This is a genomic window from Microcoleus sp. K4-B3, from assembly GCF_036704615.1.
Taxonomy (GTDB): Bacteria; Cyanobacteriota; Cyanobacteriia; order Cyanobacteriales; family Microcoleaceae; genus Microcoleus.
On record NZ_JAUBSF010000004.1, the window covers coordinates 56590 to 74503 of the forward strand.

Genomic DNA, 17914 nt, shown 5'->3' on the forward strand with positions numbered 1-17914 from the left:
AAGGGGAGGGAGTAAGAAACTCACAAATGATTTAGGATTGCTATAGATACTTGTAGCGGTGAAGGAGTCGGGCGATAATCTGAGTAATAATTTTCAGGATTTGTATGCGACTGCTGCACCCTGGCGCGAGTGCGATCGATACCACCGGACACGATCTTATACCAATTTTAAAAAAGAATGCAACAGTATTCTTGTTCCCCCCGCAATGCAGCGGGGGGGCTAGGGGGGGTCGAAGAGTGTTGCACGATTTTAGAGAAATGGTATTACTATTTATCCCGCTGGGGTAAGACGTAGCCGATCTGCCGCAGGGCGTTGCGAAACTTAGTTTCCTGGGATAATGGAACTGCTAAAGTGCTAGCGCCCGCTAGCTGACAGAATTTTTTGGTACGGGAATCATTGGCAATCAACACTGCTAAATGGGGGTTAGCACATTCGATTAACTTGACAGTTCCTGCATCTTGCAAACTATTCGACCGTTCTGTAACATCCGTCAGAAATTGCTGTACGGTTTCGGGTAGCGGTTCGATACTTCTTGTCTCTAAAACTTCTTTAAATTCTGCTAGCGGGTATCCGGCTTCAATGGCGGTAAATAGCTTTTGTCGATCGAGTTGCCAGACGACATCTGAAACTTTTTTAGCATAGAGATCGAGGACGATCGCATCTGATGTCGCGATGCCTTCTCCTGCTACAACAATATCTAAATTGGGCAGTACGCGGAGTGTTTGACGGAACTCAATTGCTGGCGGGGTGTAATTGTGAGTCAATCCCAAACAGTAAGCCCCCAAAGCTGTCAGGCGAAAAGATATTAAGCCGTCGTAGCGGCTGAGAAATCTCAAATCGTCCGTTCCCCAAAGATCGTCAAAATCGCTGGGTACGAGGGACGGATCGGCATAGGCAACATCAATTATTCCCAGGGTAGCAACATACTCAAACAACAGGCAGCGCATATATCTTTCTTGCAGAATATGCCAATCGTGGCTGCCGGAATATCCTAAGTTACCATACCCAAATTCAGAAATATAGAGATTGTCGGGATCGCGGGTTACTTCAAACCGATTGCCCGTTGCCAACATATACCTGCTAAATTCGCTAAACAGAATCCATTTACCGACAGGACATTCTGCTAGCCTTGAGGCGATCGCCTCTCTCCGCCCCGCCGCCGCTGTCATGCCGCGCGCCCCCTTGCCTGTTTGTCCTTTAATCGCATCAATGCGGCGAAATTCATCAAAAGTGTTTGTTTTTAACCAGCGCTTCCATGCTGTCTGTAATCCTTTGGCAGGTGATTCTTGCAAAGCTTTCTGTCCCGCTTTGGTCAAAACTAGCTTTTTGCCCGATTGTTCGGCGAATTTGCTCGCTTGGGCGATCGCGGCCCAAGCAAAGGATTTGATGTTACCAACTTCGTAGAATATATCGCCCTTTTCCAAGGTAGCTTGGCGCTGTTCGTCGTTATAAAAATCACCCCCTTGCAATACAGCGGCGATCGCTTTCAGAGTTGCGGCACCTGGTAATGCAGTTTTCTCGCTAACGGCAACTTTGCCCGACTGAATCAGACGCAAAACTGCTTCAAAATCCTTTGGGGCTGGCCGTTCCATTTCAAAAATAGTCAAGGGAAGTTCGTACTCGGATACCTCTTTTTTAGATGTACGAAAGTTATGTTTTTCTACACGAACCATAAAATTCTCTGGCAGTACATCGCCAACCAGATTTAAGGAAATTCCTTGAGGTTTTGGCACAAACTTCAGCAATTTTTCTTCAAGATCGTAGGGTATCGCAGCGCCGTAGAAGAACAAGCATAGTAGGGAGGGTTCTCGGTTATATCCATAGCGATCGCTTGTTCCCCAGTTTGGTTGTTGTCCGTATTTCGCCATAAATACATCGGCATCATAGCCACCACCTGACCCATATATGACTTCCGCTACGGCCGCTTTTTGCAGGTCGTCTAATTGCGCCCAAACTTGCTTGAGTTTTTGTCCCTGCATTTGCTCTTTAATCCCAGCAACCAGGTCAGCTTTGCGGGTTAATTTACGATCGCCCGACAACAGTGCATTCAGCTTTTTTAAATCTTCAACAATTATTCCTTCGAGTGCCTCTTGGAGGGTAGGAACATCATCTATGGTTTGGTAACGCGGCATAATTTTTGGCAATTCGCCTGCTGCAAAATTGTTTGTGCTACCAAATATAACAACTTTCTGAGATTTGTAACTTGAATTTTTGTTACAAAAACCCTAAGCATGGTTTAATGTTTTATTTTACAATAGAAAAATTTTATCTGATAAAGTACAGAATTAGGCAAACTAAAAAAGTCAGAATTACACAACTACTTGCACAAACTTAGGGAAAAAATCTTAATTTAAAATTTGAACTTTGAGATTTAACTCGGAGTATGAGATAATTATTTACAATGGTGACTTTTGTTTTACGGGGCCCGCAGGCACGGTAAAACAGCAGTGACAGTCAGCAGTGTTTAAAAAAAATCCCCCATTCCCAATCATCACAAACAAGGCGATATGAGCGAACACAAAACCATCAGCTACCGCACCGAAAGCGACTCGATGGGAGACAAACAAATCCCATCTAATGTCTATTACGGCATCCAAACTCTCAGGGCTATTGAAAATTTTCCGATCAGCGGCATTAAGCCTTTATCAACATACGTCGATGCTTGTGTTTTAATTAAAAAAGCTACGGCGATCGCCAATGGCGAACTCGGCTGCATTCCCCAAGACATCAGTCAAGCAATTATCGAAGCAGCCGACGAAATCCTAGCTGGCAAATTGCGCGATCAATTTGTAGTTGATGTCTACCAAGCCGGCGCCGGAACTTCTCACCACATGAACGTTAATGAAGTTCTTTCAAATCGCGCCTTGGAAATTATGGGCGATGAAAAAGGCAACTACAAGCGCATCAGTCCTAACGATCATGTAAACTACGGTCAATCGACAAATGATGTGATTCCGACTGCAATTCGTATCGGCGGATTGTTGGCGTTAGAAAAAACTCTTTTTCCGGCTTTGTCGGATGCCGTAGTTGCCCTAGAAAACAAAGCAGAAGAATTCAAAGATATTGTAAAATCCGGCCGCACTCATATGCAAGATGCCGTGCCGGTTCGACTCGGCGATACCTTCGGCGCTTGGGCGCAAATTCTCAGAGAACATACCTTGAGAATTGACAGGGCATCCGATGATTTGACATCTCTGGGATTGGGGGGAAGTGCGGCAGGAACAGGCTTAAATACTCACCCTGAATACTGTCAAAAAGTTGCTGATATTCTCTCAGAATTAATCGACCACCCCTTGAAACCAGCAAGGCATTTAATGGCAGCTATGCAGAGTATGGCACCGTTTGTAAATGTCTCCGGTGCACTGCGAAATCTCGCTCAAGATTGCGTTAAAATGTCCCACGACTTGCGTTTGATGGACTCAGGGCCGAAAACGGGTTTGAAAGAAATTCAACTGCCTCCCGTGCAACCCGGTTCGTCAATTATGCCGGGAAAATACAATCCTGTGATGGCAGAAATGACATCGATGGTTTGTTTTCAAGTTATGGGTTACGATAGCGCGATCGCCCTTGCCGCCCAAGCGGGACAATTAGAATTGAACGTGATGATGCCCCTGATTGCCTACAATCTCATTCACAGCATCGAAATTTTAGGCAATACCATCAGCGCCCTGAGCACCAAATGCCTGGAAAAAATAGAAGCTAAGGGCGATCGGTGTCTCGCTTATGCTGAAGGTAGTCTCGCCCTCGTTACCGCCCTCAACACTCACATTGGCTATCTCAACGCCGCCGCCGTCGCCAAAGAATCCCTAGAAACGGGCAAATCTTTGCGACAAATTGTGCTAGAACGGGGTTTAATGAGTGCAGAAGACTTGGCAAAAGTTCTAGATTTAGAAAAAATGAGTGCGATGCCGGCATCTTCTGCTAACGCTTAGGATCTCGAAGCTATCAGCTAGAAACTAGAAGGCTGAAATTGATTGAATTCTGCATTCTGCCTTCTGAGTTGTGCCTAACGGCTGTCACAGGTTAAAGTTAAAGAATTCAGAATTCAATCTTTTACATTTAATTCTGAATTTTTTTATAGTCTAAAGTTTGGGAGCAAGATTTATGCGCGCAGGTTCTTTTGGCAAATTAACTCAAGATAAAGAGAACACAACTCAAGTGACATTTCATTATGTGGAAGGTCACACGGAAACCTTTACTATCCCGATGCCTGCACAAGAATTCCAAGACGAAGTACTGCATTTGTTAAATCAACCTTGGTTGACTTTCCATTTAGCCGATCAAACGGTTTTTATCTGTACTGCCCGGTTGGTGAAAGTTGAAGTTAAACCTGCTATCCCTGAACTGCAAGGTCAAGGAGTATTCTCTAACTCGCTGCGAGTTAGTACCATGCAGCGGGCTGCTGCTGGTAGATTGGCGATGGATACTTAGGACTCATTTGTATTGAGATTATTCTTGGTAAGGTGCGCGCGAATCGCCCTAAGCAGGGCGATCCGTGCGTGCGTTACATTGAGATTATTCCCCATCGATAACCAATTACAAATTAATTCATAATTATGTCTGTTGTTAGTTTAATTCGCGCCAATTCATACGATCGCCAAATTTTGCAAACATCTTTAGAAAGTTTGCTCGCACCCTGGGGCGGAATCTCGGCTTTTGTCAAATCGGGCGATCGGGTTTTACTCAAACCCAATCTCCTGACAGGTTCTCGTCCTACAAAAGAATGCGTCACCCGCCCAGAATTGGTTTACTGCGTGGCTAAAATGGTAATTGAAGCGGGAGGAAAACCATTTTTAGGCGATAGTCCAGCTTTTGGCAGCGCAATGGGTGTAGCCAAAGCCAACGGTTATTTGCCGCTGTTGGAAGAACTGAATTTGCCAGTAGTTGAGTTTCAAGGAAAACGCTACGAAACTGTCAGCGAAGATTTCAATCATCTGCGAATTTGCAAAGAAGCAATGGAAGCGGATGTAGTGATAAATTTGCCCAAACTCAAATCTCACGTTCAATTAACCGTGACAATGGGGGTAAAAAATTTGTTTGGCTGCGTCCCCGGCAAAATGAAGGCTTGGTGGCACATGGAAGCTGGGAAAGATAGCGCCAGATTCGGTGAAATGCTGGTAGAAACTGCCCGGGCAATTAACCCAAATTTGACGATTTTGGATGCAATTATTGGTCACGAAGGTAACGGGCCAAGCGGCGGCGAACCTAAGTTTTTGGGAATTTTGGGAGCCTCTGATGATGTGTTTGCCTTGGACAGAACTTTAGTTGAAATTATTAATGTTGACCCGGTGGCGGTTCCGACTGTAGCTGCAGCGATGAGATTGGGACTTTGCTCGAATTTAGAGGCGATTGATTTTCCGCTTTTGCAGCCGGAAATTCTCAAGGTTTTGGATTGGAAGTTGCCCGAAAGTATGATGCCGATTGACTTTGGTATGCCGCGGGTAATTAAGTCTACTTTCAGGCATTTTTATATCCGGTTTATCAAAGAACGGATGGCTGCTTACGCTGGCAAATAATTAAACTCGACTTATCCCGAAACTTGAAAGTCCGCGCAGGCGGACTTTCAATACCAATAAGCAATCTCAAATAAAAAGTGAAATTTTATGCGATCGCGTCCAATCCATCGATCGATCTGTTAAACTAAAATCTTGCACGTCTACTGGAAAGTTATCGCAAACAAAAACCTAGTGGCTTTGCTGAGCTGTTCCCCTTCTTTAGTCTTAATGCTCTTAGCGGTAAATCCCGCTAATCCTAGCACGCCAATTTCCCAAAATAGAAGCATTGAACCCAATGGCGAAATCCCAGTCAATCCTGGAATAAATCAATACAAAAGCCAATCTTCTCGGCCAGAAATCAACTCTGACAAAATAAGAAACCTCGCCACCATAACTTTAGGGTGCGACTACACTGGCTGTCGATAGCAAACCATCAAAATCATACAACAAGGACGGCTGACGCTTTTTCTGTTACCTAGACAGTAGTTACAAAACAAGCAACACATAAGTCATAGAAAACACCCTATTAATTCGAGATTCCAATCATCACCAGCTTAAAGTCGAAAGTTAAAATAATTAATTATTATTCCTACTTTGGGCTTTGGGCTTTTTATTTGTGACAACTGACCATTCACCACAGCTCTGAAAATTTCAACCATACAATACTTCTTCCACAGGCGGCGTGGCATCTGTGGGGTCGAACTGTTTGATTTTCAAAGCTTGCAGCAAAAACAGCCATATATAAAGCGGATTCAAAAAAACATAGCGCTGCCAAAGGCGCTTGGGTTCCTTAATCATCCGAAACAGCCATTCCAAACCTATCTTAGATAAAAACTCAGGAGCTTTAGCCAAATTACCCGCATGAAAATCGTAAGCAGCACCTACAGCAATCAACGGCATTGATAAGTCGTCCCGGTATTCGTAAGCCCAGACTTCTTGTCGCGGACATCCCAAACCGACAAAAGTAATTGCTGCACCGCTGTTGCGGATTTGCTGCGCAATTTCTTGTTTTTCTTGGGCAGAAACGTGCCTAAATTTAGAAGGCTGAGTTCCAGCGATAATTAACTTGGGAAAACGTTGGCAAAGATTGTAAGATAAAGCCTCCAGTACAGAAGCTTGAGAGCCGTACAAATAGATAGATAATCCTTCTTCTGCCGCACGTTCGCAGATTTGTAACATCGCATTCGGCCCGCAAACTCGATCGGGCAATTCCGTACGATAGAGCAAATTTAACGCCCACCTGACCGGCTGTCCGTCTGGCAATACTAAGTCAATGTGATTGATCCGATAGCGATGAGTGCTGTCAAGAACCCCAGTCATTACACCGTGAACCGCTAGAGCCGAAACTGACATTGGTTTTCCGGCGCTGGCTGCTGCAATAATTTTGCTAACAGCCGCTTCATAGTTAACGGCATTAACTAATATGCCGAGTACATTCTTTTTCCCTTTATCAATCATGGAAGACCTCTTTAAGCCAACGCTCGCGGTTACACTCATAAATCTCCTGTAGGGTTTGTTTAACTTTGTATTCCATCATTTCCCAAAATTGCCAGCACATTCTTTTTTCCCAGCTCAATTATCCGACCCTTCTTTCAGCCAACGCTCGCGGTTACATTCATAAATCTCCTGTAGGATTTGTTTAACGTTATATTTCATTTTCCAGTTAGGATAGTGACTGGAAAATTTTGAATTGTCGCTAATCCACCAAATGTGATCGCCAATGCGATTCCCTTCAGCATAAGTCCAATTAAATTTGCGTTCCGCAATTGCCTCGCACATCTGGATGGCTTCTAACATCGAACAATTGCTGTATCTGCCTCCTCCAGTATTATAAACTTGGGCGCTTCTAGGAGCCTTATAAAATTCATAAAATGCCGAAATTAAATCAGCGCTATGAATGTTATCGCGGACTTGCTTGCCTTTGTAGCCAAACACGGTGTAAGGAGTTCCCGTCACGGCGCACTTCATCAAGTATGCGAGGAAGCCGTGCAATTGAGCTCCAGAGTGATTGGGTCCCGTCAGGCAGCCGCCACGAAAACAAGCGGTGTTCATATTAAAATATCGACCGTATTCTTGAACTAAAATATCAGCAGCTACCTTAGAAGCACCAAACAAACTGTGCAGGCACTGGTCGATTGACATATCTTCCCGAATGCCGCTTTCGTAAGTGTGACCCGATTCAATTTCCCATCTGTGTTCTAATTCAATTAAAGGCAATTTGTTGGGTGTATCGCCGTATACTTTATTAGTAGAAGTGAAAATGAAAACCGCTTTAGGACAGTACAAGCGAGTTACTTCTAGAAGATTGAGAGTGCCGTTGGCATTGACGGTAAAATCTATTTTCGGAGCACGGGAAGCCCAATCATGGCTGGGCTGGGCTGCTGTGTGAATTACTAATTCGATTGACTCGCCGTACCGCTGAAAGATATTGGTAATCGCTTCATAGTCGCGAATGTCCACATCTAAGTGATAATACTTGGTACCCAAGGACTTTTCGAGCAGTTGGCGGTTCCAGTTTGTAGAACCATCAGCACCAAAAAAGAACTGGCGCATATTATTGTCGATCCCAACTATATCTAAGCCTTGTTTGGCAAAGAACTGACACGCCTCAGAGCCAATTAAACCCGCCGAGCCAGTAATGATTGCAACGCCCACGTTTCACCGCCTGGAAAAATATAGTTTTCTTTGTTTTGCCCGATCGAACAAATCAGAAGTTATCCTGATTTTCCGTCGAATACATCTTCGCACAATTGGGCAAAGAATTTACCTTTGATATTCCAATCATAGATTTCCCTGACGCGCATTTGACCCGCTCGACCCAAGCGCGATCGCAATTCACTATCCTGCGCTAAACACACTATAGCTTCTGCTAGACCTTGCACAGCGCGATCGGGTTCAGTAGCAGCCACTTTAATGCCCGTTTGGGCCGTCACTTGAGTAGCTGGGCCGCCCAAATCCAAACAAATCGTCGGACGGCCAACCCCCATCATTTCCGTGCAGACAAAACCGCCAGAGTCATGCAAACTCGGATGGAGGAGAACGTGAGACTCCCCCATTTTAGAAAGAGTTTCAGTGCGAGATAAAGTTCCCCAAAAAAATACTTTATTTGCCAGTCCCAATTCTGTTGCCAAAGCTTCCAAACGCTGCCTTTCCGGGCCGTCTCCCACAATCCAGTATTCCGATTGTTCCAGCTTTGCCTCCGCAAATGCACGGAGTCCCAAGTGCACCCCTTTCCAGTGTAAGAGACGACCGACACTGATGAATCTAATTGGTTGCTCCGGCGGGATAGGAAATTGTTCTAGTTCTTGAATTTCCTGCTGCGATAAACCGACTTGGGAGAAAATCTTCACGTTTTTTGCTTTGAGAAATCGCAGTCTGGCGGCGGTTTCTTCCGTAGTTGCCAGCGCCACGGCACTGCGGCGCGCCGTCAGCCCCACAAACGGATCGCGTTCTCCTACGCTTTGAGCCAATGCTCGCAGCGTTTCGTAAATTTTGCCCCGGCGGCTAAAATCTTGCCAAAAAGGCTTTGGTGCTGCTTCTGCACCCCCCACAGGCCCCCAAATAAAAGGATGCGGCAACAGCGCCAGGAAACTTGGAGACCAATGTTTGACATAAGTTACGTGATGTACTATGTCAAAACCGATTTCGCGATCGAGCTTACGAGCGATAAAATAAGCCCAGATTTGCCACAAATAGTAGTGAAGTTGCAGCAATCCTTGTTTCCCCTTCCAATCTTCGCTCCACCCAAACGGATCGAAATAAACAAAGTGCAGGTTTGGCACTGGGTTCCGCTCTAGTTCTGCTTCAATGTACGATCGACAAAACGTGCGAGTAAATACCCAACTTTCGTGATGTTTAGCAGATTGGATAACGGTATTCCATCCTACTCCCTCTTCGGAGCCGAGATTCGGTTCGCAAGCAAACGCAGATAATAAAACTTTCATTGCTAATTGCTAATTGGTAATGGCTAATTTTTCCCGATTCCCTATCCCCTATTCCCTCCATCCGTTAAATTCCTTACAAAATTCCTTACAAAATCCATTGCCCACCTTCCTTCACCTACTTCTCCATCAAGAAAGATGTAACTTCGACGTAAGCTTTCGCGGCTGTTTCCGGAGTTTTTTGAGAAATTATCTGTCGTGAACGCTCTCCCATGGATTTAATCAAATCAGGATTATCTAGAAAAATTTGCATTTTATCCGCTAACTCTTTAGCACCGCTAGGATCGAAAATATAACCGTTCTCGCCTGACACAATTAACTCACAGGAAGCTGCACCATTAGAACACAATACTGGTTTTCCAAACACCATCGCTTCGGGTACAACCATACCCCAGACATCCTCAAAAGTAGGAAACACAAAAATATCAGCTTGCTGAAAATAAGAACCCAAATTTCCATATTCCACCCATCCAGTCCAGATCACCTGCTCTTCAAAATGTCGCTCTTTAATAAAAGCTTCCAGTTCTTCCCGCTGATCTCCCTTCCCAACAATCAACAGCGAATAATCAACATACCCTTGACTTTTAAGAATAGCACAAGCTTCTAAAAGCGTTTTAATTCCCTTTCTCGCCGTAATGCGCCCTACATACAGAAAAATCGGGCGTTTTAAATGCAAACTCGGCGGCTGAGTTTGCTCCAACCGTTTCAGCAAAGCTCCTGCATCAGGTACGAGATAGGTTCTGGTAAAAATTTTCTCCTCTGGTACGTTTAGAACTTCCATCAGATATTTTTTACCCGCATTGCTATTGGAAACAAAAGCATCGGCAAACCGCACGAGGATGCGGCGAACAAATGTCCTAAAACTGGAATCTCGAAAATCTGTATTCGGGGAACTACCATCATAAATAATCGCAATCTTCCACCGCATAAACGGTTTTAAAAGCGCTACAATCACGGTCCACAAAGAGAAAGCTTGGGGAAATACGACTTGAGGACGAAATTCGAGCAGATAGCCGATAATACTAGGTGATACTACGATAAATCCACGATCGTAGCCTGTATCTATCTTTGTCGTCTCCACAAAACTCGTCTTTCCTACTAACTGAATTACCGACGAACCAGGCATTTTTGGATCGAACCCCGGCCAAACCCCACCCGTATAAAATACAGTATTCTTAAAAACCTTCGTAAATTCTCTCAAAACAGGCTGCCAGTAAGCTCCCAGTCCCACTTCTGGAACCAGCCAAGCAATGCGGAGTTCATTTCTATCAACCATCCTATTCACCTTGAGTTTTGTTTTTAGTCAATCCCAGTTTACTCAACACTGAAAGCCAAACTAACCTTCGATAAGGTAGCAGCCAATAAATTGGCCACAACAAGCCACCATGCCGCTGAGTAAATACTTTCCATTCTTCAGGCGGTTGCAGGGTCGCATCTTTAAAGGATAAACCTTTCGGCGTGCTCATTTTATCTAACCCTTCGCTCAAATTTTTTGCGGCGGTTTTTGTCACCTGTGGGTTCAGGGAACAAGTTCCTAAATGACCGGGAGCGATCCAAACTGTACATCCTTTCTGTCTCGCTCGTAAACCATAATCCCAATCGCCAATATAATGGACAAAAGCAGGATTTAGGTTGCCCACAAGTTGGACGACATTGCGAGGAAGTAGAACGCAGTTGCCATGTATTGTGCTACAAAGTAGAGCTTCTTGAGTTGGTTCTACGAGGCGGTATCGGAAGGGAAGAATGGGGTGGTCTCGCACCACACCACCGTAAGTAGTTTTACCCGTTTGGGGATCGCAGGTAGAACCGGAGACTATGGCTTTTGTTTCTCCTTTTTGAGCGAGTTGGTTGCTGGTTGTTAATAAGGTTTTAAGGGCTTCTGGATCCATAATTGTATCGTCGTTCAGCCAAAGGTAGTAGTCGGGATCGTCTTTCATGGCTTCGGTGAAAGCAAAGCGCATTCCGCCGTTCCAGAATAAGTTGCCATCCCCATGAAAAATCTTGACTTGAGGGTAGGCTTGGTGAACTGCTTCGCTGGTACCGTCGGTACTGGCATCATCGACTATATAGGCGGAAATATCTACATTGGCTGGAAGTGCCTGGTTAAAAAGGGCCTCTAAGCAAGCTAATGTTTTCTGTTTGCGGTTGAAGCAAGTTAAAAGGACGGCGATATTAGTACGGTTCATTCTTCCCTGTTTTGCGGTTTTTAACGATAGGTAAGGCTAAAAGTAACAGTGTTTTATTTAGCCACTCGCTCGGCGGTTGCAACCGCCGCTACAAGAACGAAATTAGGGCTTACGCAGTCGCGTCCCCCCTTCCACAAGAGGGCTTTAAGAGTGCCCCACTTAGCCAAGGGGGTCGGGGTATCAAGGTTTGAGAGTTTAAGAGCGTCAGTCCTAGAAGTCGGTCTGAGTAAACTATTGCTGTATTATAGTTGACCCGCGAACTTTTTGGTGATAAATTGGAATTTAGAACTTAAGTTAACAGGTCAAGCCTGCAAGCTTCCTAGCACATTTATAATATTGATGAGTTCTACTAAGCAAAAATATTTATAATCGTTGGAGTTGAACAGTTTAAATGCCACATTCCCAGATAAAAAGTCCCATTGTTTTCGTTATTTTCAATCGAGTTGATACTACTGAAAAAGTCTTCGAGGCGATTCGACAAGTTAAACCCCCTAAGCTGTTAGTAATTGCTGACGGCCCTCGTGCCAACAAACCTGGGGAAGCTGAAAAGTGCGCCGCGGTACGTGCAATTATCGATCGGGTAGATTGGGACTGTGAAGTTCTGAAAAATTATTCAGAGATTAATTTTGGTTGCAAGAATCGCATTTCTAGCGGTTTCGACTGGGTATTTAATACCGTAGAGGAAGCAATTATTCTCGAAGATGACTGTTTGCCACACCCGAACTTCTTCCCTTTTTGTGAACAGTTATTAGAGCATTACCGAGATGACAAACGGATTATGTCAATTAGTGGTGTAAATTTCCAATTTGGGAGAAAAAGAACAGAAGACAGTTATTATTTTTCGCGTTTTAGTAACTGTTGGGGATGGGCGACTTGGCGCAGAGCATGGCAATACTATGATGTTGACATGAAGTTATGGCCTCAACTTCGGGAAGCAGGTTTTCTCGAAAATTTATTAGCTAATCCTCAATCTGTAAAAGTTTGGGATAGTGCTTTTCAAGTTTCCTATGATGGAACTGTCAACAATTGGTTTTTTAGATGGCTTTTTACTTGTTGGGTTCAAAATGGACTTGCTATTATTCCCGAAAAAAATTTAATTTCTAATATTGGATTTGGCAGTCAAGCCACCCATACTTCACAAGAAGATAGTATATACAGTAATATGCCAACGGAAGCAATGACCTTTCCTTTAAGGCATCCAAACCACGCGATCCGAAATTTTGTAGCGGATCAATTCACTCAAGATACATTTTATGATTATCATCCCGCATTAATCAGGCGTATTAAGAAAAAAATAAATAAGTTATGTGGCAGCACAATATTTAACCTTGAATAAGTAATTAGTAACCATGTCTAAACTCTCAACATTTCTCAGTTCTATACTCAAAAATCCGATCACTGAATATCTGCGATTTTTAGTCAATTGGTGGAAAAACAAGTTTAAATATAATAATTTTTATCAAGACTATATGGCTTTGGTTACCAATTCAACTATCAGTCACAATGTTAGTGTGTCTAGTCGCGTAGCCATAGAAGATTCTGTCATTGGTTCTTACACTTATGTGCGCGATAATACGCGAATTTTCAATGGTGTTGTCGGCAATTTTTGTTCGATTGGGCCAAACTGCATCATTCGCTTAGGCGTACATCCTGTGGGAAATTTTGTTTCAAGCCATCCGATATTTTATTCGCCCAAGATGCTAGTAGGAACAACCTTTGTAGACCAAAAATATTTTGAAGAAGAGGAAAAAACTGTCCATATCGGCAATGATGTTTGGATTGGCTCAAATGTTATTGTTGTAGATGGTGTAACTATTGGTGATGGAGCCATCATCGCAGCCGGAGCCGTTGTCACAAAAGATGTGCCACCTTATGCTATATGTGGAGGAATTCCCGCCAAACTTATTCGCTATAGGTTTGATGAACAAAAGATTGATTTTCTGCTGAAGTTTAAGTGGTGGGACAAGGATGAACAATGGTTGAGAAAAAATGTCAAAGACTTTCACAACATTGACAAGTTCATCCATATTTATAACACGGAAAATAGTTGAATGCTAGCGGATTCGGTATTATGTCTAATTAGCCGGACGTTATATAACATCAGCAGTCATCTGGGATTTAAACTTAGACCACTTCAGAACCATCACAGCCGCTATGAATGCCAGTGTATCATTGCTCGTCTGATACGGCAAAAATCTATAGCGAAAACTAGCAATTCTAGGGTCGCTTTCTTGGTATAAAATATCTTGGGCAAAGTTTCCCCACCGCTCATCTATCAAATCAATTGTCATACCAGCATGAGCAGAGGGTAGCAACATATTGGAGCCGTGAAGACCAATTATTAAGCGGCTCTCTGAATAAAGGTGGCAAATCTCCTTTTCAATTTTTTCATTAAAACTATCCACCCTGTAATCTTCAATCCATTCTGGAAACTTAGTTTTTGTCCCCAGACCAGCCACTGCAAATTTTGCTTCTGGTACTTGCAACCTGATCTTCTCAAATAACTGCTGAATTTTTAAATTTTGCAATGGCAGTGACATTGCTCGTCGATCTATTTTTCTAAGCACTCGGAACAGCAAACGGTTAACTAATAAACGATCTTCCCGCCAAATAAAAGTAATTTTTATTTCTTCTTGCTCAAAGTTATGTTTGGGAACTCTAGTAAACCGCGTGATGTCGAACAGACTGGGATGAGAATGAGCTTCGCTGACATAAATTTCATCAAAGCGTTTAGTTTCTTCTTCCACAAACTCGGCGAAACTGGGATAGTAATTCTGGCCATTTTTTAAAGAAATAGGTACTGTCCAGATTTCTGCAACTTCATCGGGAACCATCCACCTTAAGAACTTAGGAACTATCACAACTAACCCGTAGTCCGAGTTGCATTCTAAGTGCCTTTGTGCATTTAGCAACTTGAGCAAGGAGTGACCATAAAGATGATCGATACAGTTTAAGATAATTACCCGATTGCAGGGTTTAAAAATTTCTTTTACAATCTCAAGTTTATCGGGTTGAGGATTTTGGAGTGAATTGAGTAAGGGTTTGCCTAACCATTCCTTTTTGTAAGTATCTGCTGCAAAAACTTCTCCTTTTATTAAATTAACTTGGATGTAGTTTTTTACTCCATGACCTACTCTCAAATCGTCGATTATTTCGCTGCCGCATCCCTCGCACTTAGAGTCCAGAACAATGTGGATACCTTGCCACAGAACACTTTTGGGCTTAAGTTCTGTGCCGCAATAGGGGCAATTCGAGCGCTGTTGAATGCTTGGTTTAATTTCAATCACTGTATCAATCCTCTGATTCTACGAGCTGCTTCGTATAAGTTGAGAGAGCGCCAGATAAATTTTCCAAAAGGTCGCAATTCCTTAATCAAGAAATTGACTAATATAATCACGTAAAAATAAGTTATCAGAGTAGCAGCAGTTGCTCCAAAAGCTCCATACTTAGGAATCAGGAACAAGTTCAACCCTACATTTAAAATAGAACCGACCACAGTTAAGTAAAGACCGTAGCGCAACTGACCCTCTATGGTAAAGTATGTGTTCCGGGCTACTCCAAAGTTACTGCCAAATTGCGTCCAAACATAGATTGCTAGTACCGCTGCTGACTTCGCATACTCTTCCCCGTAAAGCCGATGCACGATCAACGGAGACAATAATGAGATGGGGATTGCCACTCCCAACCATAAAAATATCATAATATCTGAATAAACTTGAAATTTATTTAGATATTCTTGATAATTGTTTTTTCTCAAATTTGCTAACTTCGGAAAAATAGAGCTTGATATGATCATCGGTAAGAAATCGCAGATTTCCGCAATTTTAACAGCGGCAGCATAATATCCCAGTTCAGCATTTTTATTCATAGCTCCGAGCATAATCTGATCGGTTTTCGAGTAGACATACACTGCCAATCCTGACACAATTATCGGCCAACTCTCCACTAGCAGTTCCTTGGATCGTCGCCAATTGAATTGCCAATCCTTAATCTTATTGCCAGTAAGCTGATAAAAATATACATAAGCCATGCCTACCATTGCCACCTCTGCCAATCGAATGCAGGCGAAAGCAAGCAGGGGGGCTTTAATTGCCACCAACCCAATTCTGAGAGCAGCGACGAAAAAACATACCGAATTTTTCGCCAATACTGTATACTTTGATTGGACTTGGGACTGAAACCAAAAATTTATCGCCTCAAAAGCATTAAAAATAGTTCCGGCCGCGATGATGCCCACTAGCCAGCGAGTCAAACTGTCATTGGGCTTAAGTAGGGAAATCATGGTGACAGTTAACACCAGAGTAATCAGACCGCCAATAAATTGCAGTCCGAAGGAAGTTCCGAGGGTCTCATTTTTGCATTCAGGGTTGCGAGCGATATCGCGAATGACGATTCTGCCCAACCCCATTGAGGCTACCGCACTAAATAGAGATACAAAGGCTAGGGCGTAGTTGAGCAAGCCATATTGCTCCGGGCCTAGATAGCGAGCCACCCACAGGCCTACGACTAAACCCAGACCCATCTGTAAGATTTGGTCAGTGAACAGCCAAGCTATGTTGCTTATTACCTGGCGCAGACCAGGCCCAAGTTTTTGACTTACCGCAGCTAGCTTGTCTAACATCAGAAGTTTTTAAGTGTTTAGAAAATATAAAGGCGGTTGTGGAACGCTTGGCTATGCAGCAAAATTAGACTCGTTAGATAATATTATAGCACAGCTTGGCACATCAGCGATATTCCCAAGGAACCTTACTTCAGTGGACATTGCGAGCTACAGAACGCCTTGGAGAGTTGCTGCTACTGTTGGAAGTGTTACTAGCATTGTCTATGGCAAGTCGAACTGTCAACATTACATAACTCAGCCAAGCATTTCCGGTTGTCACGATATAAGCTTCTGTGATGTTGCTCATAATAATAGACACCAGGAAACAAATAGGCATTCCCGCTTCTTCCACGGTGCTACGACTCAAATACCGAACGGCATAAGCCAAATTAAGCAGCAGAGAAATCATCATTAAGATTAATCCGGGCCAACCGAAGGCTAACAAGATCCCGATCGCGCCATTGTGAGGATTTTTCGGTTGAAATCCATTAGTAGTATAAATAAAATAAGCAGGAGTAGCGGAACCTAACTTATCTTGTTGAAAAAATCCATCGTATCCGTAGCCAAACCAGGGGCGCTGGTTGACCGCATCAATTAACTGCGGCCAGAATTCGGTTCGCCCAGTTAGAGTCAAGTCTTTGCCTAACCCACCTACAATAATATCCTCTAGGTTGTCTAGTACAAAAACTGTCATAATTATGCTGACCACCAGGAAACATATAATGGCAGTAAATGCCCACTGAAAACTTAACTTTTTCAGAAAATTCAGCGAGGACACTGCAATTATTAATATGATAGTAATAACTAGAGCCCCTCCCGACTTGTTAGCTCTCACCAGGTAAAAAGAAAAAAACATCATTGCCAAAGAAATCCAGCGTTCTTTGTTAGTTTTAGCTCCTTGAGAATAATGCAAATACCAAAATGCCGTACATAAAGCTAGGACTCCCCCGAGGGAATTTTTAGATTGGGTCAGGCCGACAAAATCGCCTGCTCCCGGTGGTTTGAGTATAAAACTAGCCAAAGCCAGTGCCGTGTATCCCCACCGCCAAAAACGAGATAGATCGTCCCATTTATATTGCGCGGCTAAGTAAAATCCGAAAGCAGTAAATCCTGAAAAAGCTAAGCCTGCTCTTAGCGTTTCTTCAGGAACTAGAGACCATAATGTAGACAGTGATGGCAGTAATGTATAAAGTAAAAAAAAAGGATTCACGATCAATACTTTGGCAAACAAATCTATAAAGTTGCTACCAAAAGCTTTAATTCTAGAAAATAAAATTAATACTATCCAGGGGTAAAAAAAATAAGGTAGCAATTTTAGAATACCGCCTTCTGGGTATTGCAAATTAACAAAATGCAAGTAGTTAAAAGGAGTTTGTGTCAGAAACGGAGAGATAAAAATATAAAGACTAGCAAAGCTTTTTTCAAAAACCAAACCTATTTTTTTAATGCTGGCCAATTGAAATAATAGCAAAGTCGCGAGCGCGAGTATAGCAATTACCATCAAGGTTAATGAATAATTACTGAAAATCAGATCTTTCAGCATATTCGGTATAGACACTGGTTGAGTCATAATTGCTTTCCTTTATTAAAAACAAGCTCAAGTTATCTAGATATAAAATATAGCCGTCAACCCGGAAATACGCTAACACAGAAATTAGCCATAAAGCAAAAAAACAGCATTATTTATTCGGC

Annotated in this window: 14 protein-coding genes; 5 read left to right on the forward strand and 9 right to left on the reverse strand. The window is 43.1% G+C overall.

Features of this window, described 5'->3' with window-relative positions:
* Nucleotides 1–266 precede the first annotated feature (266 nt).
* Complete coding sequence (locus QUA78_RS03655; RefSeq protein WP_333299795.1) at nt 267–2132, reverse strand: hypothetical protein; 1866 nt, start codon at nt 2130–2132, stop codon at nt 267–269.
* A 375-nt stretch (nt 2133–2507) separates the two neighbouring features.
* On the opposite strand from QUA78_RS03655, the gene QUA78_RS03660 reads away from it, so the two are divergent.
* The 3 genes from QUA78_RS03660 (at nt 2508) to QUA78_RS03670 (ending at nt 5516) form a co-directional block, all read left to right on the forward strand.
* On the forward strand, nt 2508–3932 hold the full coding sequence (locus QUA78_RS03660) for an aspartate ammonia-lyase (protein WP_333299794.1): 1425 nt from the start codon (nt 2508–2510) through the stop codon (nt 3930–3932).
* A gap of 172 nt (nt 3933–4104) precedes the next feature.
* Nucleotides 4105–4431, forward strand: a complete 327-nt coding sequence (locus QUA78_RS03665) for a hypothetical protein (RefSeq protein WP_172190955.1) — start codon at nt 4105–4107, stop codon at nt 4429–4431.
* A 125-nt stretch (nt 4432–4556) separates the two neighbouring features.
* Nucleotides 4557–5516 carry a DUF362 domain-containing protein gene (locus tag QUA78_RS03670; RefSeq protein ID WP_333299793.1) on the forward strand — a complete coding sequence of 320 codons (960 nt, stop codon included), beginning with the start codon at nt 4557–4559 and terminating at the stop codon, nt 5514–5516.
* Between the two features lie 630 nt (nt 5517–6146).
* Here QUA78_RS03670 and QUA78_RS03675 read toward each other — a convergent pair.
* From QUA78_RS03675 to QUA78_RS03695, 5 genes are all read right to left on the reverse strand, one after another.
* Nucleotides 6147–6992 carry a WecB/TagA/CpsF family glycosyltransferase gene (locus QUA78_RS03675; protein WP_333299792.1) on the reverse strand — a complete coding sequence of 282 codons (846 nt, stop codon included), beginning with the start codon at nt 6990–6992 and terminating at the stop codon, nt 6147–6149.
* A 75-nt stretch (nt 6993–7067) separates the two neighbouring features.
* A complete protein-coding gene (locus QUA78_RS03680) occupies nt 7068–8150 on the reverse strand; it encodes an NAD-dependent epimerase/dehydratase family protein (RefSeq protein WP_333299791.1) in 1083 nt (360 codons plus the stop codon).
* Between the two features lie 59 nt (nt 8151–8209).
* Nucleotides 8210–9439, reverse strand: a complete 1230-nt coding sequence (locus tag QUA78_RS03685; protein WP_333299790.1) for a glycosyltransferase — start codon at nt 9437–9439, stop codon at nt 8210–8212.
* Nucleotides 9440–9554: 115 nt separating this feature from the next.
* Nucleotides 9555–10712 (reverse strand): glycosyltransferase, encoded by a 1158-nt coding sequence (locus tag QUA78_RS03690; protein ID WP_333299789.1) that lies wholly within the window; start codon nt 10710–10712, stop codon nt 9555–9557.
* Between the two features lies 1 nt (nt 10713).
* Nucleotides 10714–11622, reverse strand: coding sequence for a glycosyltransferase family 2 protein (locus QUA78_RS03695; RefSeq protein ID WP_333299788.1), 909 nt, complete (start codon nt 11620–11622; stop codon nt 10714–10716).
* A gap of 391 nt (nt 11623–12013) precedes the next feature.
* On the opposite strand from QUA78_RS03695, the gene QUA78_RS03700 reads away from it, so the two are divergent.
* Together QUA78_RS03700 and QUA78_RS03705 are read left to right on the forward strand one after the other, a co-directional pair.
* Nucleotides 12014–12958 carry a glycosyltransferase family 2 protein gene (locus QUA78_RS03700; protein ID WP_333299787.1) on the forward strand — a complete coding sequence of 315 codons (945 nt, stop codon included), beginning with the start codon at nt 12014–12016 and terminating at the stop codon, nt 12956–12958.
* A gap of 13 nt (nt 12959–12971) precedes the next feature.
* Nucleotides 12972–13673 carry a CatB-related O-acetyltransferase gene (locus QUA78_RS03705; RefSeq protein WP_333299786.1) on the forward strand — a complete coding sequence of 234 codons (702 nt, stop codon included), beginning with the start codon at nt 12972–12974 and terminating at the stop codon, nt 13671–13673.
* A gap of 39 nt (nt 13674–13712) precedes the next feature.
* On the opposite strand, the gene QUA78_RS03710 is transcribed toward QUA78_RS03705, so the two are convergent.
* From QUA78_RS03710 to QUA78_RS03720, 3 genes are all read right to left on the reverse strand, one after another.
* Nucleotides 13713–14909 carry a hypothetical protein gene (locus QUA78_RS03710; protein ID WP_333299785.1) on the reverse strand — a complete coding sequence of 399 codons (1197 nt, stop codon included), beginning with the start codon at nt 14907–14909 and terminating at the stop codon, nt 13713–13715.
* The gene (locus QUA78_RS03715; protein ID WP_333299784.1) at nt 14906–16243 is read right to left on the reverse strand and encodes a flippase; all 1338 of its coding nucleotides are present in this window, start codon (nt 16241–16243) and stop codon (nt 14906–14908) included. The genes QUA78_RS03710 and QUA78_RS03715 overlap by 4 nt, the downstream gene beginning before the upstream one ends.
* 130 nt (nt 16244–16373) lie before the next feature.
* On the reverse strand, nt 16374–17792 hold the full coding sequence (locus QUA78_RS03720; protein WP_333299783.1) for an O-antigen ligase family protein: 1419 nt from the start codon (nt 17790–17792) through the stop codon (nt 16374–16376).
* Between the last annotated feature and the right edge of the window lie 122 nt (nt 17793–17914).